This is a genomic window from Microcella indica (assembly GCF_013414345.1).
GTDB classification, from domain to species: domain Bacteria; phylum Actinomycetota; class Actinomycetes; order Actinomycetales; family Microbacteriaceae; genus Microcella; species Microcella indica.
Genome location: NZ_CP058670.1, coordinates 2,130,196 through 2,155,002, shown reverse-complemented (window position 1 = coordinate 2,155,002; position 24,807 = coordinate 2,130,196). Strand labels below are relative to the sequence as shown.

The 24,807-nt window shown below is 68.9% G+C and carries 22 protein-coding genes and 1 pseudogene; 12 read left to right on the top strand and 11 right to left on the bottom strand.

Features of this window, described 5'->3' with window-relative positions:
• The first annotated feature begins 167 nt into the window (after nucleotides 1–167).
• From HUJ41_RS10455 to HUJ41_RS10440, 5 genes and pseudogenes are all read left to right on the top strand, one after another.
• Nucleotides 168–1,178 (top strand): sugar-binding transcriptional regulator, encoded by a 1,011-nt coding sequence (locus tag HUJ41_RS10455; protein ID WP_179872503.1) that lies wholly within the window; start codon nucleotides 168–170, stop codon nucleotides 1,176–1,178.
• A 98-nt stretch (nucleotides 1,179–1,276) separates the two neighbouring features.
• The gene (locus HUJ41_RS10450) at nucleotides 1,277–3,019 is read left to right on the top strand and encodes a glycerol-3-phosphate dehydrogenase/oxidase (RefSeq protein ID WP_179872502.1); all 1,743 of its coding nucleotides are present in this window, start codon (nucleotides 1,277–1,279) and stop codon (nucleotides 3,017–3,019) included.
• On the top strand, nucleotides 3,016–4,530 hold the full coding sequence (gene glpK / locus HUJ41_RS10445; RefSeq protein WP_179872501.1) for a glycerol kinase GlpK: 1,515 nt from the start codon (nucleotides 3,016–3,018) through the stop codon (nucleotides 4,528–4,530). Before HUJ41_RS10450 ends, glpK begins: the two co-directional genes overlap by 4 nt.
• A gap of 352 nt (nucleotides 4,531–4,882) precedes the next feature.
• Nucleotides 4,883–5,017 (top strand): annotated as a pseudogene (locus HUJ41_RS12950) (type IV toxin-antitoxin system AbiEi family antitoxin domain-containing protein); the annotation flags it as partial.
• A 78-nt stretch (nucleotides 5,018–5,095) separates the two neighbouring features.
• Entirely contained in the window at nucleotides 5,096–5,758 is a 663-nt protein-coding gene (locus tag HUJ41_RS10440) for a hypothetical protein (protein WP_246299217.1), read from the top strand.
• 169 nt (nucleotides 5,759–5,927) lie between these two features.
• Here the strand turns inward: HUJ41_RS10440 and HUJ41_RS10435 are convergent, their stop codons facing one another.
• From HUJ41_RS10435 to HUJ41_RS10390, 10 genes are all read right to left on the bottom strand, one after another.
• Complete coding sequence (locus HUJ41_RS10435; RefSeq protein WP_224744457.1) at nucleotides 5,928–6,692, bottom strand: HAD family hydrolase; 765 nt, start codon at nucleotides 6,690–6,692, stop codon at nucleotides 5,928–5,930.
• On the bottom strand, nucleotides 6,689–7,261 hold the full coding sequence (locus HUJ41_RS10430) for a GNAT family N-acetyltransferase (RefSeq protein WP_179872498.1): 573 nt from the start codon (nucleotides 7,259–7,261) through the stop codon (nucleotides 6,689–6,691). The genes HUJ41_RS10435 and HUJ41_RS10430 overlap by 4 nt, the downstream gene beginning before the upstream one ends.
• Nucleotides 7,261–8,265: a tryptophan--tRNA ligase gene (gene trpS, locus HUJ41_RS10425; protein WP_179872497.1), complete on the bottom strand. Its 1,005-nt coding sequence runs from the start codon at nucleotides 8,263–8,265 to the stop codon at nucleotides 7,261–7,263. The genes HUJ41_RS10430 and trpS overlap by 1 nt, the downstream gene beginning before the upstream one ends.
• Nucleotides 8,266–8,299: 34 nt before the next feature.
• Nucleotides 8,300–9,148, bottom strand: coding sequence for an exodeoxyribonuclease III (locus tag HUJ41_RS10420; RefSeq protein WP_179872496.1), 849 nt, complete (start codon nucleotides 9,146–9,148; stop codon nucleotides 8,300–8,302).
• Nucleotides 9,149–9,198: 50 nt separating this feature from the next.
• Nucleotides 9,199–10,191 (bottom strand): YihY/virulence factor BrkB family protein, encoded by a 993-nt coding sequence (locus HUJ41_RS10415; RefSeq protein ID WP_179872495.1) that lies wholly within the window; start codon nucleotides 10,189–10,191, stop codon nucleotides 9,199–9,201.
• A 75-nt stretch (nucleotides 10,192–10,266) separates the two neighbouring features.
• A complete protein-coding gene (locus HUJ41_RS10410; RefSeq protein ID WP_179872494.1) occupies nucleotides 10,267–11,022 on the bottom strand; it encodes a succinate dehydrogenase iron-sulfur subunit in 756 nt (251 codons plus the stop codon).
• Complete coding sequence (gene sdhA, locus HUJ41_RS10405) at nucleotides 11,022–12,812, bottom strand: succinate dehydrogenase flavoprotein subunit (protein WP_179872493.1); 1,791 nt, start codon at nucleotides 12,810–12,812, stop codon at nucleotides 11,022–11,024. The genes HUJ41_RS10410 and sdhA overlap by 1 nt, the downstream gene beginning before the upstream one ends.
• Nucleotides 12,809–13,285, bottom strand: a complete 477-nt coding sequence (locus tag HUJ41_RS10400) for a succinate dehydrogenase hydrophobic membrane anchor subunit (RefSeq protein ID WP_179872492.1) — start codon at nucleotides 13,283–13,285, stop codon at nucleotides 12,809–12,811. Before HUJ41_RS10400 ends, sdhA begins: the two co-directional genes overlap by 4 nt.
• Nucleotides 13,286–13,287: 2 nt before the next feature.
• A complete protein-coding gene (gene sdhC, locus HUJ41_RS10395) occupies nucleotides 13,288–13,686 on the bottom strand; it encodes a succinate dehydrogenase, cytochrome b556 subunit (protein ID WP_179872491.1) in 399 nt (132 codons plus the stop codon).
• A 169-nt stretch (nucleotides 13,687–13,855) separates the two neighbouring features.
• A complete protein-coding gene (locus HUJ41_RS10390; protein ID WP_218925611.1) occupies nucleotides 13,856–15,007 on the bottom strand; it encodes a glycosyltransferase family 4 protein in 1,152 nt (383 codons plus the stop codon).
• Nucleotides 15,008–15,099: 92 nt separating this feature from the next.
• Between HUJ41_RS10390 and HUJ41_RS10385 the strand changes: the two genes are divergently transcribed.
• The 7 genes from HUJ41_RS10385 (at nucleotide 15,100) to HUJ41_RS10355 (ending at nucleotide 23,729) form a co-directional block, all read left to right on the top strand.
• Nucleotides 15,100–16,221, top strand: coding sequence for a mannose-1-phosphate guanylyltransferase (locus HUJ41_RS10385; RefSeq protein ID WP_179872490.1), 1,122 nt, complete (start codon nucleotides 15,100–15,102; stop codon nucleotides 16,219–16,221).
• A 226-nt stretch (nucleotides 16,222–16,447) separates the two neighbouring features.
• A complete protein-coding gene (locus HUJ41_RS10380) occupies nucleotides 16,448–17,575 on the top strand; it encodes a BMP family lipoprotein (protein ID WP_152582305.1) in 1,128 nt (375 codons plus the stop codon).
• A 259-nt stretch (nucleotides 17,576–17,834) separates the two neighbouring features.
• Nucleotides 17,835–19,349 (top strand): ABC transporter ATP-binding protein, encoded by a 1,515-nt coding sequence (locus HUJ41_RS10375; protein ID WP_152582306.1) that lies wholly within the window; start codon nucleotides 17,835–17,837, stop codon nucleotides 19,347–19,349.
• On the top strand, nucleotides 19,346–20,719 hold the full coding sequence (locus tag HUJ41_RS10370) for an ABC transporter permease (RefSeq protein WP_224744454.1): 1,374 nt from the start codon (nucleotides 19,346–19,348) through the stop codon (nucleotides 20,717–20,719). The genes HUJ41_RS10375 and HUJ41_RS10370 overlap by 4 nt, the downstream gene beginning before the upstream one ends.
• Nucleotides 20,716–21,996, top strand: coding sequence for an ABC transporter permease (locus HUJ41_RS10365; protein WP_152582307.1), 1,281 nt, complete (start codon nucleotides 20,716–20,718; stop codon nucleotides 21,994–21,996). Before HUJ41_RS10370 ends, HUJ41_RS10365 begins: the two co-directional genes overlap by 4 nt.
• A 12-nt stretch (nucleotides 21,997–22,008) precedes the next feature.
• Nucleotides 22,009–22,419, top strand: a complete 411-nt coding sequence (locus HUJ41_RS10360) for a cytidine deaminase (protein ID WP_152582308.1) — start codon at nucleotides 22,009–22,011, stop codon at nucleotides 22,417–22,419.
• Between the two features lie 14 nt (nucleotides 22,420–22,433).
• The gene (locus tag HUJ41_RS10355; RefSeq protein ID WP_179872489.1) at nucleotides 22,434–23,729 is read left to right on the top strand and encodes a thymidine phosphorylase; all 1,296 of its coding nucleotides are present in this window, start codon (nucleotides 22,434–22,436) and stop codon (nucleotides 23,727–23,729) included.
• Nucleotides 23,730–23,856: 127 nt separating this feature from the next.
• Here the strand turns inward: HUJ41_RS10355 and uriH are convergent, their stop codons facing one another.
• A complete protein-coding gene (gene uriH / locus HUJ41_RS10350; protein WP_179872488.1) occupies nucleotides 23,857–24,804 on the bottom strand; it encodes a uridine-preferring nucleoside hydrolase UriH in 948 nt (315 codons plus the stop codon).
• Nucleotides 24,805–24,807: the final 3 nt, after the last annotated feature.

Sequence of the window (24,807 nt, the reverse complement as noted above, 5' to 3'; positions counted from 1 at the left end):
CACGTCTGCACAGGAACACTAAGTCGGCGCCGCCGCGTGAGACGCACTGTGGAACGAATCTGCACAAACGTGCGATGGGCTGGGACGGGCGATGGCCCCTGACGTAGAGTGACCACCTGCATGTTCGACCATCGCACGTGCACGTTCGTTCAGGAGGTTCGGTCGCGATGCCCCACACTGGTCCGGAGGCGCTCAAGGCGGCGACTGCGCTCAAGGCGGCGAAGATGTACTACTTGCAGGACCTCACCATGGGGGCCATCGCCACGGAGCTGCGCACCTCGCGCTCGTCGGTGTCGAGACTGCTGAGCTTCGCGCGGGAGACCGGGCTCGTCGACATTCGCATCACCTCGCCGTTCGATCGAGGCTCTGCCTTGGAGGAGGCGATCCATGAGCGGTTCGGTGTGACCGCCCACGTCGTCCCCATGCCCGAGTCGATCAGCGACGTTGATCGTCTGGAGCGCGTCGCCATGACGGCGGGCAGGATTCTGGGGGGATTCGTCGACTCGAACATGGTCATCGGCGTCGCGTGGGGGTCGACGGTCGGGGCGATCAGCAGGCATCTCGTCGCCAAGCCGGTGCACAACACTGTCGTGGTGCAGCTCAACGGTGCCGGCAACACCCAGACGACGGGTATCGACTACGCGAGCGAGATCCTGCAGCGCTTCAGCTTCGCGTACTCCGCGCAGATTCAGCAGTTCCCCGTCCCCGCATTCTTCGATGATCCGCGCACGAAGGAGGGGCTGTGGCGCGAGCGCAGCACCAAGCGCCTCCTCGACATCCAGGCTCGACTCGATCTCGCGCTGTTCGGCCTCGGCTCTCCGTTCGCCGAGATTCCGAGCCAGGTCTACATCGGCGGCTATCTCGATGCCGAGGACTACCGCAGTCTCAGCGAGGATGGTGCTGTGGGTGACGTGGCCACGGTCTTCTACCGCCCCGACGGCACGTCGAGCGACATCGCTCTGAACAGTCGTGCATCGGGCCCCAGTCTTGATCGCTTGCGCAAGGTCGCCCGTCGTGTCTGTGTCGTCTCTGGCGTGCAGAAGCTCGCGAGCCTGCGCGGTGCGCTCGCGGCGGGGCTCATCACCGATCTCGTGCTCGACGAGAGTCTGGCGAGTCGAGTGGTCGAGCGGGAGGGGCGTGCGTCGGAGTCGGTTCGGCGGGAGCTCACGGTCGACTGACTTTCTGCACGTCTGTGCAGTCGCTTTGGGTAGATGTGTCGAACTGACCAAGATGGGTTCGACCCCCGACCTCCTCGACCGATGGGCCTGCCGATCCGATGACCGCATCACCCGCGACACCCGCGCGTTCCGAACTGCTCGCCGACATCCGCGAGAAGGCCTCCGCGGTCGACGTCCTCGTAATCGGTGCTGGCATCAACGGCATCGCGACCTTCCGCGATCTCGCGCTCAACGGCGTGAGCGTGCTGCTGGTCGACCGCGGCGACTTCTGCTCGGGAGCATCCGCGGCCTCGTCGCACATGATCCACGGCGGTATCCGGTACCTCGAGAACGGTGAGTTCCGGCTGGTCAAGGAGTCCGTGCACGAGCGCAACGCGCTCCTGCGCCTCGCGCCCCACTACGTGCGCCCGCTGCCCACCACCATCCCGATCTTCTCGACGTTCTCGTCGATCATCCAGGCGCCCCTCAAGTTCCTCGGGCTGCGCCCGAAGAAGCGCCGGGAACGTGGCGCGCTCATCATCAAGGCCGGGCTCACGATCTACGACCTGTTCTCGCGCGACGGCGGCCGGGTGCCCCGCCACCAGTTCCGCGGCGCGCGAGCGTCGAAGCGGCTCCTGCCCGAGCTGCGCGATGACGTGCGGTGGACCGCGACCTACTACGACGCCTCCATGCACGACCCCGAGCGGCTCGCACTCGACGTGCTCACCGATGGGCTCGACGCGGGTGGGCACGCGCGAGCGCTCAACTACGTCGAGGCCGTCGGGATGGACGTCGACGGCATCGTGAGCCTGCACGACGTCATCGGCGGGGAGACCTGGGAGGTGCATCCCTCGGTCGTCGTCAACGCCTCGGGGCCGTGGACGGACCTCACCAACGCGGCCCTCGGCGACGCCTCTGACTACATGGGTGGCACGAAGGGCTCGCACATCGTGCTGGACCACCCCGAACTGCTCGCCGCGTGCGCGGGTCGGGAGATCTTCTTCGAGTTCACCGACGGCCGCATAGTGCTCATCTACCCCCTCAAGGGGCGCGTGCTCGTCGGCACCACCGACCTCCCGCACGACATGGCCGACCCCGTCGTGTGCACCGAGGAGGAGGTCGACTACTTCTTCGGGCTCATCCGCCACGTCTTCCCCGCGATCGAGGTCGATCGTCGGCAGATCGTGTTCCGCTTCTCGGGCGTGCGCCCGCTGCCCCGGCAGGACGCCGACTCGACCGGGCAGATCTCGCGCGACTACCGGGTCGAGTCGCGCCGCGTCGCCACGACCACCGTGCTGAGCCTCATCGGCGGCAAGTGGACGACCTTCCGCGCGCTCGGCGAGCAGCTGAGCGACCGCGTCCTCGCGCTGCTCGGCCGCGATCGTGCCGTGAGCACGGACGGCCGGCTCATCGGCGGGGCCGTCGGCTACCCCACGACGACGGATGCTCGGCTCGCGTGGAGCGAGCGCGTCGCCCCGGGCATCCCCCGAGACCGCGTCGAGACCCTCCTGGACCGCTACGGCACGAGTGCTGAGCAGATTCTGCGGAGCATCGAGACCGAGGGTGATGCTCCCCTCGCCACCGCGCCCGGCTACTCCCGCACCGAGATCCTCCACCTGATCGAGTCGGAGCGGGTCGTGCGGTTGAGCGACATCGTGCTGCGGCGCACCTCGATGGCGTTCATCGGCGAGGTCGGGCACCCCGAGCTCGCCGAGCTCGCCGAGCTCGCCGCCGCGCCTCTCGGATGGGATGCTGGACGCATCGCGGAGGAGATCGCCGAGACAGCAGAGCTGCTGCGTGAGAAGCACGGAGTCACCGGGATCGAGGCACCGTCGCCCGCCCCAGGAAGGAACCGAACGTGAGCCAGCACATCGTCGCCATCGACCAGGGGACCACGAGCACCCGCGCGATCATCATCGACCACGATGGAGCGATCGTCTCCGTCGGCCAGCTCGAGCACGAGCAGATCTTCCCGCACGCTGGCTGGGTCGAGCACGACGCGACCGAGATCTGGAACAACACGCGCGAGGCGATCGGCCAGGCCCTCTCCAAGGCCAACCTGACACGCCACGACGTTGCCGCGATCGGCATCACCAACCAGCGCGAGACCGCCGTCGTGTGGGACCGCGCGACAGGCACGCCCATCTACAACGCCATCGTGTGGCAGGACACGCGCACGCAGCACCTGGTCGACCGCATCGCCGATGGGGACGTGCGGCGCTTCGCCGAGACGACGGGCCTGCCGCTCGCCACCTACTTCAGCGCGAGCAAGATCGCGTGGATCCTGGAGAACGTCGAGGGGGCCCGCGAGCGCGCCGAGGCCGGCGAGCTGCTGTTCGGCACGACCGACACATGGGTGCTCTGGAACCTCACGGGCGGCACCGAGGGCGGCGTGCACGCGACCGATGTGACCAACGCGAGTCGCACACTGCTCATGGATCTGCGCACGCTCGACTGGGACGACACGCTGCTCGAGGCGTTCGGCGTGCCGCGCTCGATGCTGCCGGAGATCCGCTCGTCGGCCGAGGTCTACGGCCATGCCTCGACGCACTCCCTACTGCGCGAGGTGCCCGTGGCGGGCATCCTCGGCGATCAGCAGGCGGCCACTTTCGGTCAGGTGGCCTTCGACGCGGGTGAGTCGAAGAACACCTACGGCACGGGCAACTTCCTCATCGTGAACACGGGGGAGGAGATCGTGCGCAGCGAGCACGGGCTCATCACAACCGTCGCGTACCGTCTCGGCGACGAGGCTCCGCGCTACGCGCTCGAAGGCTCGATCGCCGTGACCGGCTCGCTCGTGCAGTGGCTGCGTGACAACCTCGGGCTCATCTCCTCGGCGCCCGAGGTGGAGAGGCTCGCGCTCTCGGTCGACGACAACGGGGGCGCGTACATCGTGCCCGCGTTCTCCGGGCTCTTCGCGCCCTACTGGCGGCCCGATGCCCGCGGCGCGATCGTGGGCCTCACCCGCTACGTCACGAAGGCGCACCTCGCCCGGGCCGCACTCGAGTCGACGGCCTTCCAGTCGCGCGAGGTACTCGACGCAGCCGACGCCGGCACGGATGTTCCGATCGCCGAGCTCAAGGTCGATGGTGGGATGACTGCCAACGAGCTGCTCATGCAGTTCCAGGCCGACATCCTCGGCATCCCCGTCGTTCGGCCCGCTGTGGCCGAGACGACCGCACTGGGCGCCGCCTACGCTGCCGGGCTCGCCGTGGGCTTCTGGGAGTCGCGCGACGAGCTACGAGCGCTCTGGCGCGAGGACGCGCGCTGGGAGCCGCGCATGAGCGAGGAGGAGCGCGAGCGCCGCCTGCGCCTGTGGAAGAAGGCGGTCACCCGCACCTTCGACTGGGTCGACGACGACAGCGAGGCGTAGCCGGCACGTCGGCAGGCGAGCGCCGCGCTCGCCGCGCTCCGCTCCGCTCTGGCGCCGCGCGTGTTCGCAACTCAGGCCAGAGCAGCTTGGCCCCCGCTGAATGGGTGAGCCGCGCATCCCTGGCCTGATTTACGAACACGAGCGCCGCGCTCGCCGCGCTCCGCTCCGCTCTGGCGCCGCGCGTGTTCGCAACTCAGGCCAGAGCAGCTTGGCCCCCGCTGAATGGGTGAGCCGCGCATCCCTGGCCTGATTTACGAACCGGATGCCCCGCCCCAGTTCGACCTGACCTTGCGTTCTCCACAGTTGTCGTGCGGCCGCGTAATGTGCGGCCGGCTGCCGCTTCACTGCAACGATGGATGCGCTCACCCCGTTCTCGAGACACGCGACAATCTGCCTCACGAGGCGCCAGCTCCTTGCGCACGGGCTCACGCCTCGACAGCTCGCGGCGGCCGTTGCCCGGGGCACTCTCGTGCGCCCGCGCAGGGGACTGTACGTACCCGCGCACACCGCGCGCGGAGTCGTGGCGGCTCTGCATGTTGGTGGTCCGGCCGCGTGCGTTACGGCAGTGGAGACGTACGGCATCTGGACTCCCGACCGGCGGCTCGTGCACGTGTGGTTGAAGCCCAACGCCGCCCGCCTGAGGGCGCTCCGGTTGAGCGGGCGCACAGCCGTCGGTGAGGCGCATCACGAGTTGCGACGCCATTGGCGCCCGCTCCTCGAGTCGGACCAATGTGAGAGCTGGCGCGTGGGTGTGCTGGATGCCCTGATCCAGGTCGTTCGCTGCCAACCGAGGGCTATCGCGATCGCTGTGCTCGACAGCGCACTGCACCAGGGAGTGATCGAGCGGCAGAACCTCGAGCAGCTTGCTGTTCAGGTGACATCGCGACAGCGACGAGTCTTCGACCGTATCGATGCTCGTGCCGAGTCCGGGACGGAGTCGCTCGTGCGTCTCGCCCTCGTCGACGCTGGACTGAGAGTTGTTCCGCAGGTGTTGTTCCCGGGGGTGGGGCGCGTCGATCTCCTCGTCGAGGGTCGCATTGTCGTCGAGGTCGATAGTGCGGCGTGGCACTCGACCGTCGACGCGGTAACTCGGGACTACGGCCGTGACCTGCAGCTCGTGCGCCGCCGTCGCTGGGTTGTCCGTGTGTCGTACGAGCAGGCGATGCACTCTCGGCGACAGGTGGTCGAGGCGGTGCGCGCGGCGCTGCGCGCGTCCCGCGCGTCGTGACAGATGGAGCCACGCGTATGCGCTTCGGAGAGCGCGTGTTCGCAATTCAGGCCAGGGCTGCCTGCCTCGACCGCCTGCCGGGGGCTGAGCTGCTCTGGACTGAATTGCGAACACGCGGCGCAGGCGGTGCGCGGGGAGTTGGGACGGTGGGGTGGCAGATGAGGCGCGGTCAGGGGGCGAGCAGGGCGGGCAGCTCGCGCAGGCTCCGGATGCGCGGCACGCCCGCCGGCCGGTCGACGTGCGACTCAGAGGTTGTCTCATTGCGATCGCGGCCGCGGTCGAGCCAGATGCCGAGCATCCCGGCCTCGTGCGCCCCGATCGCATCGGTGCGCACTCGATCGCCCAGGTAGGCGCACGCCGCGGCCGGTGCGTCGAAGGCGGCGGCCGCGGCCGCGAAGATGGCAGGGTCGGGCTTGGTGACGCCGAGGGCTCCGCTGGCGATCAGTTGGCCGTGGCCGGAGTGCAGCCCGAGCCGCTGCCACAGCGCGATGCGCTCCAGCTTGTCGGTCTGGAAGGCGAGGTCGCCGTTGGTGATGATGCCGAACCGCACCCCGTCGATGGCCGTCTCGAGCGCGTCGAGTGCTGGCAGCACGTCGTCGAAGAGAGTCCAGTTGTCGCGATAGCCGTGCAGGTACTCAGCGAACCACTGCAGCGCGGCCTCGTCGTCGAGGTGGATGCCGTACGGGGCATGCAGATCGCGCGCGCGGTGCACGCGCTGCCCCAGATAGTCGAGCTCGCCACTCAGGTAGCGCGCGTAGTGGTGCTCTTCGAGCTCGCGCCAGCGTGCCTGCACGACCGCGGGATCATCGGCACCGAAGTTGCCGCCGGCCACTAGCTGCGCCCGCGCGATCGCGAGGTCGACAGCGCGCGTGTGCGCCATGAGCGTGTCATCCAGGTCGAACAGCACGACCCGGGTGCCCGTAGTCGTGCTCACGTGAGCACCGGCCAGTCGGCCGCCGGCTGCACCGAGCCGAGATGCTCGTGCCGCAGAGTGGCATGCCATCCCCACGGGTGCTGCCCTTCCCAGTCGGTGACGACGCAGGGTCGCTCACCCGACCAGCGAAACCCGGCCCGCTGCGCCACGATGGCCGACCGGACGTTGCCCGCGTGGGCCTCCCACCGCACGATGTCGACCCCGTCCTGGCTCAGGATCCACTCACTGAGACTGCGTAGCGCCTCCGTCATGATCCCGGTGCCCCGATGACGAGAGTCGAGCCAGTAACCGACGAAGCCCCGTTCGCGTTGCCACGAGATGACCCCAATGAGCGGGGATGTGTCATCTGGCCGGATGCCGAACACGTACTCGGTGCCGTCGCGCCAGGCCTGGGGCGCGTACTTGGTCGCGAACTTTCGCGCCTCGTCGACCGTGTACGGCAGCGGAACCGTCGTGTACTGCTGCAGCTCGGGGTCCTGGCACGCGGCGTGGATCGCGTCGACGTCGGAGTCACGTGGGGCACTCAGCACGAACCGCGAGGTCTGCAGTGTGAGCGTGGTCGGCACCATCACGCGCGCGGTAGGAAGCCGACCGCGTCGTACACGCGGCGCAGGGTCGCGTCGGCGACGCTCTCGGCGCGCGCGGCATTGACGGCGAGCAGGCGGTCAAGCTCGGCAGGGTCGTCGAGCAGCTCGAGCGTGCGTTCGCGGATCGGTGCGAACGCGGCGACCACGGCGTCGGCGACGGCACCCTTCAGCGCGCCGTACTGCAGCCCGTCGAAGTCACCCTCGACGGACGCGACCGAACGCCCCGAGACGATCGCGAGGATCGATAGCAGGTTTGACACCCCCGGTTTGGACGCCGGGTCGAACCGCACGATCCCTTCCGAGTCGGTGACGGCCGACTTGATCTTCTTGGTGAGGGCTTTGTCGTCGTCGAGAAGCCACAGGATTCCGGCCGGGCTCTCACCCGACTTCGACATCTTTGCCCCCGGGTTCTGCAGGTCGTAGATCTTCGCGGTCTCCTTCAGAATGCGCACCTGGGGCACCCGCAGCGTCTCGCCGAACCGTGCATTGAAGCGCCCAGCCAGATCGCGCGTGAGCTCGATGTGCTGCCGCTGGTCTTCGCCCACGGGCACGACGTCGGTGTCGTAGAGCAGCACGTCGGCCGCCTGCAAAATCGGATAGGTGAACAGGCCGACCGACGAGGCATCGGCGCCGCCCTTCGCCGACTTGTCTTTGAATTGCGTCATGCGCGAGGCCTCGCCGTACCCCGTGATGGTGTTGAGCACCCAGGCCAGCTCGGCGTGTGCGCGCACGTGCGACTGCACGAACAGGGTCGAGTGCTCGGGGTCGATGCCCGCGGCAATGTACTGGGCGGCCGTGCGGCGCGTGCGCTCGCGCAGCTCGGCGGGGTCTTGCGGCACGGTGATGGCGTGCAGGTCGACGACGCAGAAGATCGCATCGTGGGTCGCCTGCAGGTCGCGCCACTGCAGCAGGGCTCCCGCGTAGTTGCCGAGGTGCAGGCTAGCGGCGGAGGGCTGCATGCCCGAGAACAGGCGGGGGAGGCTCATGCCCTCATTCTTCCAGGGATGCTCGAGCAGTACTTCACGGAAGCGCGTAGTCCACCACCACGGGCGCGTGGTCGCTCCACCGCGTGTCCCACGAGGCGGCACGGTCGACGGCGTACGACTGCACGGTCTCCGCGAGCGCCGGTGTCGCGACGTGGTAGTCGATCCGCCACCCGGTGTCGTTGTCGAAGGCCTGGCCGCGCTGCGACCACCAGGTGTACGGCCCGTCGACCTCGCCCGCCCAGCGGCGGCCGACGTCGACCCAGCCGAGCCCGGGGCCGGTCGAGCCGTCGACGCCTTCCACGGTCGAGCCTTCCGGCCCGAAGAAGCGGTCGAAGTAGGCGCGCTCGCGCGGCAGGAAGCCCGCATTCTTGCGGTTGCCGCGCCAGTTCCTGATGTCGAACTCGCGGTGGCCGACGTTGAGGTCGCCGACGACGAGTGCGTACCGGCTGTGCGCGGCGAGCTCGGGCAGTCGAGCCTCCATGGCGTCGAGGAAGCGGTACTTCTCGATCTGCTTGGGGGTGTCGACCTCGCCCGAGTGCACGTAGGTCGACACGACCGTGAGGGTCGTGCCGCCCACGTCGAGGTCGGCCTCGAGCCAGCGCCCGGCACTGTCGAAGTCGTCGTCGCCGAGCGCTACGCGGTGGGCGCCGAACTCGCGGCGGGCGGCGAGCGCGACGCCCGCGCGGCCCTTCGCCGTGGCGGCGTCGTGCAGCACGAACCAGTCGTCGCCCAGGAGGCCGGTGACGTCGTCGGTCGAGGCACGAACCTCTTGGAGAGCGAGGATGTCGACGCCCCGGGCATCCAGCCAGTCGCCCATGCCCTTGCGGTACGCGGCGCGCACTCCGTTGACGTTGACGCTCGCGATGCGCACCGGTGAAGTCATGCCTCCAGTCTACGAAGCACACCAGACGTGCGAGACCGGCCGACGGGCCCTCACGAGCGTGAGAAGCGGCCCTTCACGCGCTGCCAGAAGCCCGGCGGGTCCTCCGGCTGCGGGTCGTAGTACTCGAGCAGCTCGCGCGCCTGGTTCAGGCGGGTCTGCAGGTAGTCCTCGTCGAGCACGATGCGGTCGTCCTTGATGCCGACCGCGACCCACGCGGCCGCCGCGAGCACGACCTGGCACACCAGGTTGAACCAGATGAGAAGACCGATGAAGACCGCGAAGCTCGCGATGAGCGGGTTGTTGCTCGCGCCGCCCAGCAGGCTGTTACCCAGCACCTTGAGGCCGCCCAGGGCGACGGCGCCGATCAGGGCACCCTGCCGCAGCCTGCGCAGCGGGATACGCACGCCCGCGAGCACCCGGTACAGCGCGGCGAGCACGACCGCGTCGAGCAGGAACATGACGCCGAGGGTGATGATGCGGCCGACGACGGTGCTCGTCGTCGAGTCGCGGATGCCGATCCACTCGAGCACCGCATCGAGAGCCAGCGTGCTCACGACGGAGAGCACCGCCGAGAGCACCAGCAGGGCGCCGAAGGCGACCGCGAGACCCAGGTCCTTCACCTTGAGCAGCAGCACATTCTGGTCCAGGAGCGGCAGATCGAAGATCGAGCGCACGGCCTCTCGCGCCGAGGCGAGCCAGTTGAGTGCCGCGAGGAGCAGGACCACGGCCGCGATCGCGCCCTGCCAGCTGAAGGCGTCCACGCTCGCTGCGAGCAGATCCGCGGGGTCGACGATGCCGTCCTCGCCGTCGGTCGTGATGAGTCCCGGCACCGTCTGGGCGAGCACATCGATGAGCGAGTCGCGCAGGCCGATGTTCGTCGCGATCACGAGACCCGCGACGGCGAAGCCGATCCACAGTGCCGCGAAGACGGCGAAGATCGCCTGGAAGGCGAGCCCGGAGCCGAGGATGGGGCCGCGCTTCGCGGTGTAGTGCTGAACGACGCGCACCGGCCGGGACTGCAGGACGGTCGTCACGAGACCCATCGCGCGATCCTTCACCGACGGGGGATCCTCGTTCTCACGTTCGGGAGGCGTGGGGTTCCGCGGCATCGGCGAACTCTACGGGGTGCCCTTGAGGATCGCCTGCTTGACCTCGGCGATGGCCTTCGTGACCTCGATGCCGCGCGGGCAGGCCTCGGTGCAGTTGAAGGTCGTGCGGCAGCGCCAGACGCCCTCCTTGTCGTTGAGGATGTCGAGGCGCACCTGCGCGGCCTCGTCGCGGCTGTCGAAGATGAAGCGGTGGGCGTTCACGATCGCGGCGGGCCCGAAGTACTGCCCGTCGGTCCAGAACACCGGGCACGACGAGGTGCACGCCGCGCACAGGATGCACTTGGTCGTGTCGTCGAAGCGCGCGCGCTCCTCGATCGACTGCAGGCGCTCCTTCTCGGGCTTGGAGCCCGCGACGAGGAACGGCTGCACCTGGCGGTACGACTCGAAGAAAGGCTCCATGTCGACGATGAGGTCCTTCTCGAGCGGAAGGCCCTTGATCGCCTCGACGTAGATCGGCTTCGTGATGTCGAGATCTTTGATGAGGGTCTTGCACGCGAGACGGTTGCGGCCGTTGATGCGCATGGCGTCGGAGCCGCAGATGCCATGGGCGCACGAGCGCCGGAAGGCGAGCGTGCCGTCCTGATCCCACTTGATCTTGTGGAGGGCGTCGAGCACGCGGTCGGTCGAATACATCTCGACGTCGAAGTCCTGCCAGTACGGCTCGGTGTCCTGCTCCGGGTTGAACCGGCGCACGATGAGCGTGACGGTGAAGGCCTGCACGGCGGCAGAGTCCGCTGCGGGAGCTTCGGGGGCGGCGGTCGCCATCAGTACTTCCTCTCCATGGGCTGGTAGTGCGTGATCGTGACGGGCTTCCAATCCAGTCTGATGTGGTCCTCAGCGACGCCCGAGCGGGGATCGCCCGTGAGGTACGCCATGGTGTGCTTCATGTACTCGACATCGTCCCGGTCGGGGAAGTCCTCGCGCATGTGGCCGCCGCGGCTCTCTTTGCGGTTGCGCGCCGAGTAGACCACGACCTCGGCGAGGTCGAGCAGGAACCCGAGTTCGATCGCCTCGAGCAAGTCGGTGTTGAACCGCTTGCCCCGGTCGTGGATGCCGATGTTCTGGTACTTGTCGCGCAGCTGCGCGATCGTCCGGGTTACCTCGCTCAGCGATTCGTCGGTGCGGAACACCTGGGCGTTGCGGTCCATTTCCTCTTGCAGCTCGCGGCGCAACGTTGCGATGCGCTCCGGGCCGTCGGCGTTGCGGATGCGCTCCACGAGCTCGCGCACCTCCTTCGCTGGGTCCTCGGGGAGGGGCGCGAAGTCGGCCTGGCCCGCGTACTCGACCGCGTTGGTGCCGGCGCGCTTGCCGAACACGTTGATGTCGAGCAGCGAGTTCGTACCGAGGCGGTTGGAGCCATGCACCGACACGCACGCGCACTCACCGGCGGCGTAGAGGCCGGGGACGACGGTGTTGTTGTCGGCGAGCACCTCAGCCCTGATGTTCGTCGGGATCCCGCCCATCGCGTAGTGCGCTGTCGGCATGACCGGCACGGGCTCGTGCACGGGGTCGACGCCGAGGTACGTGCGGGCGAACTCGGTGATATCGGGCAACTTCGTCTCGAGCACGTCGGCGCCGAGGTGCGTGCAGTCGAGCAGCACGTAGTCGTTGTTGGGCCCCGCGCCTCGACCCTCGGCGACCTCCTGCACCATGCACCGCGCGATGATGTCGCGCGGTGCGAGGTCTTTGATGGTGGGGGCGTAGCGCTCCATGAACCGCTCGCCGGAAGCGTTGCGCAGGATCGCGCCCTCGCCGCGGGCGCCCTCGGTGAGGAGGATGCCCAGGCCGGCGAGCCCGGTCGGATGGAACTGGAAGAACTCCATGTCCTCGAGCGGGATGCCCTTGCGCCAGATGATGCCCACGCCGTCGCCCGTGAGCGTGTGCGCGTTGGAGGTCGTCTTGTAGATCTTGCCGAAGCCGCCGGTGGCGAACACGACGCTCTTGGCATGGAAGACGTGCAGATCACCGGTCGCGAGCTCATAGGCGACCACGCCTGCCGCCCGGCCCTCGCTCATGATGAGGTCGAGCACGTAGAATTCGTTGTAGAACTCGATGCCGAGCTTGACGCAGTTCTGGAACAGCGTCTGCAGGATCATGTGGCCAGTACGGTCGGCCGCGTAGCACGCGCGGCGCACGGGCGCTTTGCCGTGATCGCGCGTGTGCCCGCCGAAGCGACGCTGGTCGATCTTGCCCTCCGGCGTGCGGTTGAACGGCAGACCCATGTTCTCGAGCTCGAAGACCGCGTCGATGGCCTCTTTCGCGAGGATCTCCGCCGCGTCCTGGTCGACGAGGTAGTCGCCGCCCTTGACCGTGTCGAAGGTGTGCCACTCCCAGCTGTCCTCCTCGACGTTCGCGAGAGCCGCGGCCATGCCGCCCTGCGCGGCCCCGGTGTGGGACCGCGTCGGGTACAGCTTTGAGATCACCGCGGTCTTGGCGTTCGGTCCGGCCTCGATGGCGGCGCGCATGCCCGCGCCTCCGGCGCCGACGATGACAACATCGAACTGGTGCTGGTGGACGGTGGTCGAGGCGGCGGGGGCGACGAACTCAGGGCTCACGAAAGGTCTCCACAGAAGGATGCGACGAGGGCGGGATCGGCACCTGCTGGGCAGGGGTCGAAGGTGTAGATGACGAGCGTGCCGAGGATGAGCAGCACGGCCGTGGAGGCTCCCAGTGCCCCGATGAGGATGCCGCGCACGCGCGGTGTCGAGACGTAATCGTTGATGATCGTGCGTATGCCGTTGGCGCCGTGCAGCAGCGCGAGCCACAGCAGGAGCGTGTCCCAGACGATCCAGAACGGGTCGCTGAGCTTGCCGGCGACGAAAGCGAAGTCGATCTGACTGACGCCTGTTCCGAGAACGAGGTTCACGAAGAGGTGGCCGAAGATGAGCACTACGAGCATGACGCCCGAGACGCGCATGTAGATCCAGCCCCACTTCTCAAGGTTGATGCCGCGCTTCGTCCGCGCGTAGGGGCTGCGGGGGGCGTCGATGGTGCTCGCGCCAGTGTTCGCCAGGTCAGGGGTCGTCATGATCAGCCTCCGAACACGTTGATGAGCTGGCGGGGGGTGAACGCGATCATGACCACGAGCCACAGGCCGAGGACGATGTAGAACATCGCCTTCTGGTGCCGCGTGCCGACCCCCCAGAAGTCGACCAGGATGATGCGCAGCCCGTTGAAGGCGTGGAACACGATCGCACCGACCAGCGCGAGCTCGCCGACGCCCATGATCGGCGTCTTGTAGGCGCCGATGACGGCGTTGTAGGCTTCGGGGCTCACGCGCACGAGCGCGGTGTCGAGGATGTGGACGAGCAGGAAGAAGTAGATGGCGACACCCGTGATGCGGTGCAGCACCCACGACCACATGCCCTCGTTGCCGCGGTAGAGCGTACCGCCGGGGATCACCGACGGTCGCGGTGCGGGAACGGTCATGGTCGCCGATGAGCTGCCTGCTGCGCCAGCCCCTTCTGTTGCGGGCATTGCCTTCGCTGGCACGAGAAACCCTCCTTGGGGAACGGTGACGACGAGCGCGCTCCGCGTCAGAACGTGCTCGCGGGGTCCTTCGGACTCCGTTTTCTCGACTGGTGGCCGCCGATAAGGGTCAGTCTACGTCGACTTTTCTGAGTGCCCGTGTCAGCACCGGGCGGCGCGCGCCGACGCTCTCGTAGTGCGACAGCAGCTGGTCGCCGAGCGACTCCCACGTGCGCCCGAGCACCGATCGGCGCCCCGCCTCGCCGAGACGCGCGCGGCGGCCGGGGTCGGCGGTCAGGGCGGTCACCGCGCGGGCGAGGGTCCGGGGGTCGTCCGGGTCGGTGAGCAGGCCGCTCACGCCGTGCTCGATGAGGTCGATAGGCCCTCCGGAGCGAGGCGCGATCACGGGGGTGCCGCTCGCCTGCGCCTCTTGAATGGTCTGGCCGAACGTCTCCTCGGTGCCTGTGTGCGCGAAGACGTCGAAGGCGGCGTAGGCGCGCGCGAGCTCACTACCATGCAGCGGCCCGGTGAAGGTGACGGGCATGCGGGAGAGCGCCCGGCGCACGCTCGAATCCGAGGGGCCGCCGCCGACGATGACGATCCGGATGCCCGGCACCCCGCGCAGTGCCGAGAACGCTTCGACCTGCTTCTCGGGTGCGAGTCGCCCGACGTAGCCGACGATGGTCTCGCCGCCGGGCGCCCACGAGCGCCGCAGCTGCGCGACCTCGGGCTCGAGCCGCGTGCGCGGGTGATAGCCGTCGAGGTCGACGCCGCGACCCCACCGCGCGAGGCGCTGCACGCCGGCTGCCGCGAGGTCGCTCATGGCCGCGCTCGAGGGGGCGAGGGTGAGGTCGGCCTTGTCGTGCACGAGGTTGACGACGCGCCAGGCGAAGCCCTCGGCGGCGCCGAGCCGGTTGCGGCGCGCGTAGCCGGCGACGTCGGTCTGGAAGACGGCGACGCTCGGGATGCCCAGGCGCGAGGCCTCCCCGATGGCGTGGGCGCCGAGGAGGAAGGGGGAGGCGGCGTGCACGACGTCGGGGGCGAAGTCGGCGAGGGTGCGGTGCACGAGCGGGGTGGGGATGCCGACGGGGAAGCGGCGGTACAGCACGGCGGGCACCTCGTGCACGGGTGCGCCGGCGTACTCGCTGGGGGACCCGGCGGCGGGGGCGATGACGAGGGCCTCGTGGCCACGGCGCTGCAGGTGCTCGAGCACGCGGGCGACGGAGGTCGTGACCCCGTTCACGGTCGGCAGGAAGCTCTCGCTCACTACGGCTACACGCATGTCGGGCATCCCTTCACCGGCCTTCGCTGAGGCCATGCTCCGCGCGTCAGGTGGCCCTCTCGTGAACGGGGGTTGCCGATAGGGTGACGGTCATGCGAGCGACTACCACTGCGCTTCCGGACTTCCACGCCGTGATACCGGCCGGCGGCGTCGGCTCCCGTCTGTGGCCGCTCTCCCGCGCGGAGGCCCCCAAGTTTCTGCACGACCTGACAGGCAGCGGCCACACACTGCTGCGCGATACCTGGAATCGCGTGCTGCCGCTCACCGGCAGCGACGGCATCATGGTCGTCACGGGTCGGGCGCACCGCGCGGCCGTGGAGGCGCAGCTGCCGGAGCTGACGGACGCGAACATCGTGCTCGAGAGCGAGCCGAAGGACTCCTCGGCTGCGATCGGCCTCGCCGCGGCGATCCTCGTGCGGCGCAACCCCGAGGTCGTGATCGGCTCCTTCGCGGCCGATCACGTGATCGGCGATGCCGTCGCCTTCCGTCACGCGGTGAGCGAGGCGGTGGCCGTCGCGCGGGAGGGGTACGTCACGACGATCGGGATGACCCCCACGGAGCCCTCCGTCGGCTTCGGCTACATCTGCTGCGGCGAACCGCTCGCCATCGAGGGGGCCCCGCACGCGCAGCTCGTGACGCGCTTCGTCGAGAAGCCCGACCTCGCCACGGCGACCGAGTACGTCGCCTCGGGGGAGTACCTGTGGAACGGCGGCATGTTCATCGCGCGCGCCGACCGGCTGCTCGAGGAGCTCGCGCAGTCGCAGCCCGAGCTGCACACGGGCCTCGTGCGCATCGCGGCGGCGTGGGACACCCCCGAGCGCTCGCAGGTCGTCGACGCGGTCTGGCCGGGTCTGCTGAAGATCGCGATCGACTACTCCGTGGCCGAGCCCGCGGCGGCGGGAGGTCGGCTCGCGGTCGTGCGCGGCACCTTCCCGTGGGACGACGTCGGCGACTTTTCCTCGCTCGCCAAGCTGCTCTCGAACGGCCGCGTGGGCGATCTGGCGATCCTCGGTGAGGGCGCGCGCGTCCTCGCCGACTCCTCGAGCGGCGTCGTCGTCTCGCGCACCTCCCGCCTCATCTCGCTCATCGGCGTGCAGGACATCGTCGTGGTCGATACGTCGGATGCCCTGCTCGTGACCACGCGCGAGAACGCTCAGCGCGTCAAGTCGGTCGTCGACGCGATCAAGCAGTCCGGTCGCGACGACCTGCTCTAGCACGCGCTCCTCTAGCACGCGCGGTGCTGTCGCGGTCGGCGGGCGAGGCGTCGACGACCGTCGCGGCCTTGCTCATTCGAGCACGCGCGCACGCACGAGCGCACCGGGACCCCTGGAATCCCGCGGATTTCCGGCACATGACGGTCTCGTCGCGGATTCGTAACGCTTCGGTCACCTGGGCCCTTCGGCCCTGCTGAGCGGGCCTCCCGTTCGCTAACGTGGCCCCATGAGTCCCGCCATCGGTAGCGGGGCGGCAATTTTGGAGGACACAGTGATCAACACCACCCGTAAGCGCGCGTTCAGCGGGCTCGCCCTGCTCGGTGCGAGCGCGCTCGTGCTCGCCGGCTGCGCGGCAGCTCCCGAGGAGGAGGCTCCCGAGGAGACCGAGGCGCTCGACTTCTATCCCTGCATGGTGTCGGACGCCGGAGGCTTCGACGACCGCTCGTTCAACGAGGCGGCATTCAACGGTCTCGAGGAGGCCGCCGCCGAGCTCGGCGTGGAGTTCAACGCCGTCGAGTCGGCTGACGAGAACGCCTACGAGCCCAACGTCGAGGGCCTCGTCGCCGAGGGCTGCGACATCATCATCACGGTCGGCTTCCTGCTCGCCGAGGCCACGGCCAACGCGTCGGCCGCGAACCCCGACATCAACTTCGCCATCATCGACGAGTTCGTCGAGGGCGACAACGTCAAGCCCATCCAGTTCGACACCGTCCAGGCGGCGTTCCTCGCCGGCTACGCGGCGGCCAGCTACTCGGAGACCGGCGTCGTCGGCACCTTCGGCGGCATCCAGATCCCGCCGGTGACGATCTTCATGGACGGCTTCGTCCAGGGCGTCGAGTACCACAACGAGGTCAACGGCACCGACGTCCAGGCGCTCGGCTGGGACTTCGAGGCTCAGACCGGTGCCTTCACCGGTGGCTTCGCCCCCGGCACCGAGGCGCTCACGACGGCTCAGGGTCTCATCGACCAGAACGTCGACGTGCTCCTGCCCGTCGGTGGCCCGATCTACCAGAGCGCCGCTGAGGCGATCCGCGACTCCGGCCGCGACATCGCCCTGATCGGTGTCGACTCCGACGTCTACGTCTCCGACCCCTCGGTCGCCGACCTGCTGCTCACCTCGGTGCTCAAGAACATCGCTGTGGGTGTCTACGACGTCGTGATCGCTGCGGCGAACGGCGACTTCGAGAACAGCCCGTACGTGGGGACGCTCGAGAACGAGGGCGTCGGTCTCGCGTCGTTCCACGACTTCGAGTCGCTCGTCGACGCCGAGCTCTCGGGTCAGATCGATGAGGTCATCGCCGGCATCATCGACGGCTCGATCGAGGTCACCTCGCCCGCCACGCCGGGCCAGTAGTCGGCGAGGGGCTACGGCCCCTCAGTCGCGTCACATCGAGGGAGGTCAGCGCTGCTGGCCTCCCTCGATGCGTTGCCGGGCATCCCGGGATCACCGGAGCGCGAAGCGCTCACATGAGCACTGAATCGCTCAGATTCGTGTCGCCCTGCTCCCTTACAGTGGAATCTGACAGGCACACCGACGTCGCCCTGCGCGACGCCCGCGAGCCTCACCGGTTGCACAGCAGCGCCGCATCTCGACGGCGCAGGAAGGCCGAGAGATGAAACTCGAGCTGCGAGGCATCACCAAGCGCTTCGGCGCGCTCGTCGCCAACGACCACATCGACCTCACCGTCGAGCCCGGCGAGATCCACGCCCTGCTCGGGGAGAACGGCGCGGGCAAGTCGACCCTCATGAACGTGCTCTACGGCCTCTACCAGGCCGAGGAGGGGCAGATCCTCCTCGACGACGAGGTGCAGCACTTCTCGGGGCCGGGAGACGCCATGGCGGCCGGCATCGGCATGGTGCACCAGCACTTCATGCTCATCCCCGTCTTCACCGTCGCCGAGAACGTCATGCTCGGTCACGAGTCCACGCAGTTCGGCGGTCGGCTCGACCTCGAGGCGGCCCGCGCGACCGTGCGCGAGATCTCGCAGCGCTTCGGCTTCGACATCGATCCGGATGCCCGCATCGAAGACCTCCCCGTGGGCGTGCAGCAGCGCGTCGAGATCATCAAGGCCCTCTCCCGCAACGCGAACGTGCTCGTCTTCGACGAGCCCACGGCCGTGCTCACGCCGCAGGAGACGGACGAGCTCATGGAGATCATGCGCCAGCTCAAGGACGAGGGCACCTCGATCGTCTTCATCACCCACAAGCTGCGCGAGGTGCGCGAGGTCGCCGACCGCATCACCGTCATCCGGCTGGGGAAGGTCGTCGGCGAGGCCGAGCCGACCGCGACCAACGCCGAGCTCGCCTCCCTCATGGTGGGCCGCGCCGTCGATCTCACCGTCGACAAGGCACCCGCGAAAGCCGGCGACGACGCTCTCATCGTGTCGGGCCTCACGGTCACCGACTCGATCGGCCAGATCCTCGTCAACGACGTCTCGTTCACGATCCGGAAGGGCGAGATCCTCGCCATCGCCGGCGTGCAGGGCAATGGGCAGACCGAGCTCACCGAGGCGATCATGGGTCTGCAGTCGCACGTGAGCGGCTCGGTGACGCTCGATGGCACCGAGCTGCTGGAGCGCGGCACGCGGGGCGTGCTCGACGCCGGTGTCGGGTTCGTGCCGGAGGATCGCACCGAGGACGGCCTCGTGGGCACGTTCACGATCGCCGAGAACCTCATGCTCGATCGCTCGACCGGGGCGCCCTTCGTGAAGCGCGGCACGCTACAGCTCGCGCACCTCGCCCAGTTCGCGACCGAGCGCGTGGAAGAGTTCGACGTGCGCACGCAGGGCATCACCTCGCCCGCTGGCAGCCTCTCGGGCGGCAATCAGCAGAAGGTGGTGCTGGCGCGCGAGCTCAGCCGCGAGCTCAGCCTGCTCATCGCGGCCCAGCCCACGCGCGGGCTCGACGTCGGCTCGATCGAGTTCGTGCACAAGCGCATCGTCGCGACGCGCGATGAGGGCGTGCCCGTCATCGTCGTGTCGACCGAGCTCGACGAAGTGACGGCCCTCGCCGATCGCATCGCGGTCATGTACCGCGGTCGCATCATCGGCATCGTTCCCGGCGACACCCCGCGCGACGTGCTCGGGCTCATGATGGCCGGAGAGACCCCCGCGGAGGTGGCGGCGTGAGCAACACCAACGACCCGAAGGACGCGGCGCTCGGCGGCGCGGCGGCCTCCCCCTCGGCGAAGGGGCACCCGGCCGACACGGCCGGTGCCGAGCCCCTCACGCCGGAAACGACGGATGCCGCCGGCGCGCAGCACGGTGCGAGCGACGTGCCGCCGCCTCCGCGCAGCACGCAGATCCTCAAGGAGATCTTCGGCGGCAGCGCCGCGATCTCCGTCCTCGCCGTCCTGCTCGCGCTCATCTTTGGCGGCCTCCTCATCGTCATGACCGACGAGGGTGTGCAGGAGGCTGCCGGCTACTTCTTCTCCCGCCCCGCCGACACGTTGCGCGCCATCGCCGACGCGGTCGGTGGAGCCTACGCAGCGCTCTTCCGCGGCTCGATCTTCAACTACCTGCGCCCCGACGACCTCGTCGCGGCCTTCCGCCCCATCACCGAGACGCTCGCCAACGCCACGCCGCTCATCGCGGCCGGCCTCGGCGTCGCCCTCGCCTTCCGGGTCGGCCTGTTCAACATCGGTGGCCGTGGCCAGATGCTCATCGCGGCGGCTGCGGCGGGCTACGTCGGCGCGTACATCCCGATGCCGCCCGTGATCCACCTCATCGTGGCGCTCGTGGTCGGCATCATCGGCGGCGCTCTGTGGGGCGGGCTCGTCGGTCTGCTCAAGGCGCGCACGGGAGCGCATGAGGTGATCGTCACGATCATGCTCAACTACGTGGCGTTCTATCTCGTCTCCTACCTTCTGCGTACCGAGGGGGCGCTCCAAGCTCCCGGCCAGAACAACCCCAAGAGCGGCCCCATGCTCGAGACCGCGGTGTTCCCCGACCTCCTCGGGCCGCAGTACAACCTCAACCTGGGCTTCATCCTCGTCGTGCTCGCCACGATCTACGTCTGGTACCTGCTCAACCGCTCGGCGATGGGCTTCCAGTTTCGCGCCGTCGGCGAGAACCCCCACGCGGCGCGCGTCGCCGGCATCAACGTGGGCAGCGTCTACGTCAAGGTCATGCTCATCGCGGGAGCCCTCGTCGGCCTCGCGGGCGTCTACCAGGTGCTCGGCAACTTCACCGGCGGCTTCGCCGCCGGCCTCGACGCAGGCATCGGGTTCGACGCCATCACCGTCGCCCTGCTGGGCCGCTCGAAGCCCTGGGGAGTGTTCTTCGCGGGCATCCTCTTCGGTGCTCTGAAGGCCGGCAGCTACACGATGCAGGCGGCCGAGGGCATTCCCGTCGACATCGTCCTCGTCGTGCAGTCGTTCATCGTGCTCTTCATCGCCGCACCGCCCCTCGTGCGTGCGATCTTCCGATTGCCGACCCCGGATTCCTCGTTCCGCTGGCGAGTCCCGTCGATCTCCCGCACGAAGGAGGCGGCCCGATGAGCGCCGTGACCACGACCCCCGCCCCGTCGACCGCTGAGAGCACGTCCGTGACCGTGCGCAGCTGGAAGGCGCCCATCGCGTTCGCGATCTTCACCGTCATCGGGGCGGCGCTCTTCCTCGGCCTCGGCCGCGGCGGCGACACCACCTACCGCCTCAGCGATGGCCGCGACGCCATCCAGTTGCCCGCGCTCATCCTGCCCTCCTATGCGACCGGCATCGTCGCGGTGATCCTCATGGCGGCTGCGGCCGTCGGCGCGTTCCTGCTCGTGCGCGCGGCCCGCAAGGTACCGCTGTGGCTCACGACCGTGTTCGCGCTCGTCTTCCTGCTCGGGTTCCTCACGTGGGCCGCAGCAGGGGCGACCGTCCCCCTCGTCGGGCTCCTCGCCGGTGCGCTCACCGTGAGCACGCCGCTCATCTTCGGAGCGCTCGGCGGCGTGATCTCCGAGCGCGTCGGCGTCGTCAATATCGCGATCGAGGCGCAGCTGCTCGCGGGCGCGTTCGTCGCCGCGATGATCGGCACGCTCACGGGGCAGCCCATGCTCGGTCTGCTGGGAGCGATGATCGCCGGGGCGCTCGTGTCGGTCATCCTCGCCTCGTTCGCCATCAAGTACCTCGTCGACCAGGTGATCGTCGGCGTCGTGCTCAACGTTCTCGTCATCGGTCTGACGAGCTTCTTCTACTCGACGTACATGGTCGACAACCCGGAGCTCTTCAACTCACCAGACAAGTTCGAGAGGGTCGCGATCCCGCTGCTGAGCGACATCCCGGTGCTCGGGCCGATCCTGTTCAACCAGACGCTCATCGTCTACATCATGTTCGTGCTCGTGCCCACCGTGTGGTTCGCGCTGTTCAAGACCCGCTGGGGTCTGCGCCTGCGCTCCGTGGGCGAGCACCCGAAGGCCGCCGACACCGTCGGCATCAACGTCAAGGCCACGCGGTTCTGGAACGTCCTCCTCGCGGGTGCCATCGCCGGTGGTGGAGGTGCGTTCTTCACCCTCGCGGCCGTCGGCTCCTTCGCCAAGGAGATGACCAACGGTGCGGGCTTCATCGCCCTCGCGGCGGTCATCTTCGGTCGATGGGATCCGATTCGGGCGACGCTCGCGGCGCTGCTGTTCGGCTTCGCGACGAACCTGCAGTCGACGCTCTCGATCGTCGGGTCGCCGGTGCCGAGCGAGTTCATGCTCATGCTGCCGTACATCGTCACGATCTTCGCGGTCGCCGGGCTCGTGGGCATGTCCCGCCCGCCAGCGGCCTCCGGCAAGCCGTACATCAAATAGGGGGAGGCCACCATGGCTGACATCGACTGGGATGGCCTTCGCGAGGTCGCCCTCGACGCGATGACGAAGGCCTATGTGCCGTACTCGGAGTTCCCCGTCGGCGTGGCCGCGATCGTCGACGACGGCCGCGTGATCGCAGGGTGCAACGTCGAGAACGCCTCGTACGGCCTCACGCTGTGCGCCGAGTGCGCTCTCGTCTCCACCCTGCACATGACCGGCGGCGGTCGTCTCGTCGCCTTCACGTGCGTCGACGGTGACGGCGGTGCGCTCATGCCCTGCGGGCGCTGCCGCCAGCTGCTGTACGAGCACTCCGCCGAAGGCATGCTGCTGGAGACCGTCTCCGGCATCAAGACCATCGACGAGGTGCTGCCCGACGCCTTCGGCCCCCGCACCCTCGAGACCTATCGCTCAACCCACGACTAACAGGAGCACCACCCATGGCCCTTGAGCCGTTCGACGTCGTCGACCTCATCCGCACCAAGCGCGACCGCGGCACCCTGACGACGGCCCAGATCGACTGGATGGTCGACGCCTATACCCGTGGCTACATCGCCGACGAGCAGATGTCGGCCATGACGATGGCGATCTTCCTCAACGGCATGGAGCGCGAGGAGGTCAGCGCGCTCACCCTGGCGATGGTCGCCTCCGGCACGCGCCTCGACTTCTCGGGCCTCGACAAGAAGACCACAGACAAGCACTCGACCGGCGGGGTCGGCGACAAGATCACGCTGCCCCTCGCGCCGCTGGTCGCCTCGTTCGGCGTCGCCGTGCCGCAGCTCTCCGGCCGCGGGCTGGGCCACACCGGGGGCACGCTCGACAAGCTCGAGAGCATCCCGGGCTGGCGTGCCAGCATCACGGTCGATGAGATGATGCGGCAGCTCGACGATGTGGGCGCCGTCGTGTGCGCGGCCGGTTCGGGCCTCGCTCCCGCCGACGGCAAGCTCTACTCGTTGCGCGACATCACCGGCACTGTCGAGTGCATTCCGCTCATCGCCTCGTCGATCATGTCGAAGAAGATCGCCGAGGGCACCGCCGCGCTCGTGCTCGACGTGAAGTTCGGGTCTGGCGCGTTCCTGAAAGACATCGAGAAGTCGCGCGAGCTCGCCCAGGTCATGGTGCGGCTCGGCGAGGACGCCGGGGTGGCGACGCGCGCCGTGCTCACCAACATGAACGTGCCGCTCGGTCTCGCGATCGGCAACGCCAACGAGGTGCGTGAATCGGTCGAGGTGCTCGCGGGCGGCGGGCCTGCCGACGTGGTCGAGCTCACGGTCGAGCTCGCGCGGCACATGCTCGAGCTCGCGGGCGTCACCGATGCCGACGTCGAAGCGGCGTTGCAGGACGGCCGCGCGATGGATGCCTGGCGCGGCATGATCGCGGCGCAGGGCGGCGACCCGGATGCTCCGCTCCCCGTCGCCCCGGAGTCCCACACCGTGCACGCCGAGACCTCAGGGGTGCTCGTCGAGCAGGAGGCCCTGCCCTTCGGCATCGCCGCGTGGCGCCTCGGCGCCGGGCGTGCGCGCAAGGAGGACCCGGTCGACCACAGCGCAGGCATCGACCTGCACGCCAAGCCGGGCGACACGGTCGAGGCGGGGCAGCCGCTCTTCACGATGCTCACGAGCGACGAGGGCCGGTTCGCCCGCGCGCTCGAGGCGCTCGAGGGCGCCTACCGCATCGGCTCGGCCGACGACGAGGTGCGCACGGGCGGCCCGCTCATCGCGGGCGTCGTCGAGTAGCCCGAGCGGGGCATCCCGCCTCGCCTCGAAGAGAGCGGCGACTGTGCTGGCTAGTCGCAACTGTGCTCGTACGGCCGGCCACACCTGCCACCGGCGGGCACAATTGCCCGCCCTGGTGGGGGTGGAGTTAGAGAGCCGGGTCGCCGATGCGCTCGAGGGCGTCGATGACGAGGTTCCAGAAGCGGTCGGCGTCGAGGTCCATCGCGACCTGGGTGGGGCAGCTCTCCGGCGCCGGTGCCCGCAGGTCGGCCACCGTCATGCCGAGGGTGAGCGTGCCGGTGAGCTCGACGTCGAGCGGGGCCCGCACCGTGCGCACGATGCTCGGGTCGATGACGTAGGCCACGGCGCAGGGGTCGTGCACGGGAGGGTGGTCGAAGCCCTGGGCGTCCTGGTACGAGTGCGCGAAGAACTCCAGCAGCTCGCCCGTGAAGCGGGCCGGGCCGGTGCCGATCGCGGCGATGCGGGCCGCGACCTCGTCGGTCGCGAGTGCCTGGTGCGTGACGTCGAGCCCGACCATCGTCAGCGGCCAGCCCGCCGTGAACACGATGTGCGCGGCCTCCGGGTCGATGACGATGTTGAACTCGCTCGTGGCGCTCCAGTTGCCGATGTGCACGCCGCCGCCCATGAGCACGACCTGCTTGACCCGCTCGACGATGCGCGGCTCGCGCCGCACGGCGAGCGCGATGTTGGTGAGGGCGCCGGTCGGCACGAGCGTGACGGTGCCGGGCTCGTGCGCCATGACGGTGTCGATGATCAGGTCGACGGCGTGGCGGCCGTCGAGCTCGATGGCCGGTTCGGGCAGCACGGGCCCGTCGAGCCCCGACTCCCCGTGGATGTCGGGAGCCGTCTCGACCTCGCGCACGAGCGGACGCTCCGACCCGCGGGCGAACGGCACCGAGTCGAGGCCGATGACGCGGGCGACGGCGAGCGCGTTGCGCGTCACCTTCTCGATCGTCTGGTTGCCCATGACGGTCGTGACGGCGAGCAGCTCGATGTCGGGCGAGCCGTGGGCGAGCATGAGGGCGACCGCGTCGTCGTGGCCGGGGTCGCAGTCCAGGATGATCTTCTCAGGCATGGG

Coding starts and splice junctions, on each gene's coding strand:
- uriH (WP_179872488.1), bottom strand. CDS start 24,804: ATGCCTGAGAAGATCATCCTGGACTGCGACCCCGGCCACGACGACGCG.
- HUJ41_RS10430 (WP_179872498.1), bottom strand. CDS start 7,261: ATGGTGCCGACCACGCTCACACTGCAGACCTCGCGGTTCGTGCTGAGT.
- HUJ41_RS10455 (WP_179872503.1), top strand. CDS start 168: ATGCCCCACACTGGTCCGGAGGCGCTCAAGGCGGCGACTGCGCTCAAG.
- HUJ41_RS10420 (WP_179872496.1), bottom strand. CDS start 9,148: ATGACTTCACCGGTGCGCATCGCGAGCGTCAACGTCAACGGAGTGCGC.
- HUJ41_RS10410 (WP_179872494.1), bottom strand. CDS start 11,022: ATGGCGACCGCCGCCCCCGAAGCTCCCGCAGCGGACTCTGCCGCCGTG.
- HUJ41_RS10380 (WP_152582305.1), top strand. CDS start 16,448: ATGAGTCCCGCCATCGGTAGCGGGGCGGCAATTTTGGAGGACACAGTG.
- sdhC (WP_179872491.1), bottom strand. CDS start 13,686: ATGACCGTTCCCGCACCGCGACCGTCGGTGATCCCCGGCGGTACGCTC.
- trpS (WP_179872497.1), bottom strand. CDS start 8,265: ATGAGCCTCCCCCGCCTGTTCTCGGGCATGCAGCCCTCCGCCGCTAGC.
- HUJ41_RS10355 (WP_179872489.1), top strand. CDS start 22,434: ATGGCCCTTGAGCCGTTCGACGTCGTCGACCTCATCCGCACCAAGCGC.
- HUJ41_RS10415 (WP_179872495.1), bottom strand. CDS start 10,191: ATGGGTCTCGTGACGACCGTCCTGCAGTCCCGGCCGGTGCGCGTCGTT.
- HUJ41_RS10390 (WP_218925611.1), bottom strand. CDS start 15,007: ATGCGTGTAGCCGTAGTGAGCGAGAGCTTCCTGCCGACCGTGAACGGG.
- HUJ41_RS10400 (WP_179872492.1), bottom strand. CDS start 13,285: ATGACGACCCCTGACCTGGCGAACACTGGCGCGAGCACCATCGACGCC.
- HUJ41_RS10375 (WP_152582306.1), top strand. CDS start 17,835: ATGAAACTCGAGCTGCGAGGCATCACCAAGCGCTTCGGCGCGCTCGTC.
- HUJ41_RS10450 (WP_179872502.1), top strand. CDS start 1,277: ATGACCGCATCACCCGCGACACCCGCGCGTTCCGAACTGCTCGCCGAC.
- HUJ41_RS10365 (WP_152582307.1), top strand. CDS start 20,716: ATGAGCGCCGTGACCACGACCCCCGCCCCGTCGACCGCTGAGAGCACG.
- HUJ41_RS10385 (WP_179872490.1), top strand. CDS start 15,100: ATGCGAGCGACTACCACTGCGCTTCCGGACTTCCACGCCGTGATACCG.
- HUJ41_RS10360 (WP_152582308.1), top strand. CDS start 22,009: ATGGCTGACATCGACTGGGATGGCCTTCGCGAGGTCGCCCTCGACGCG.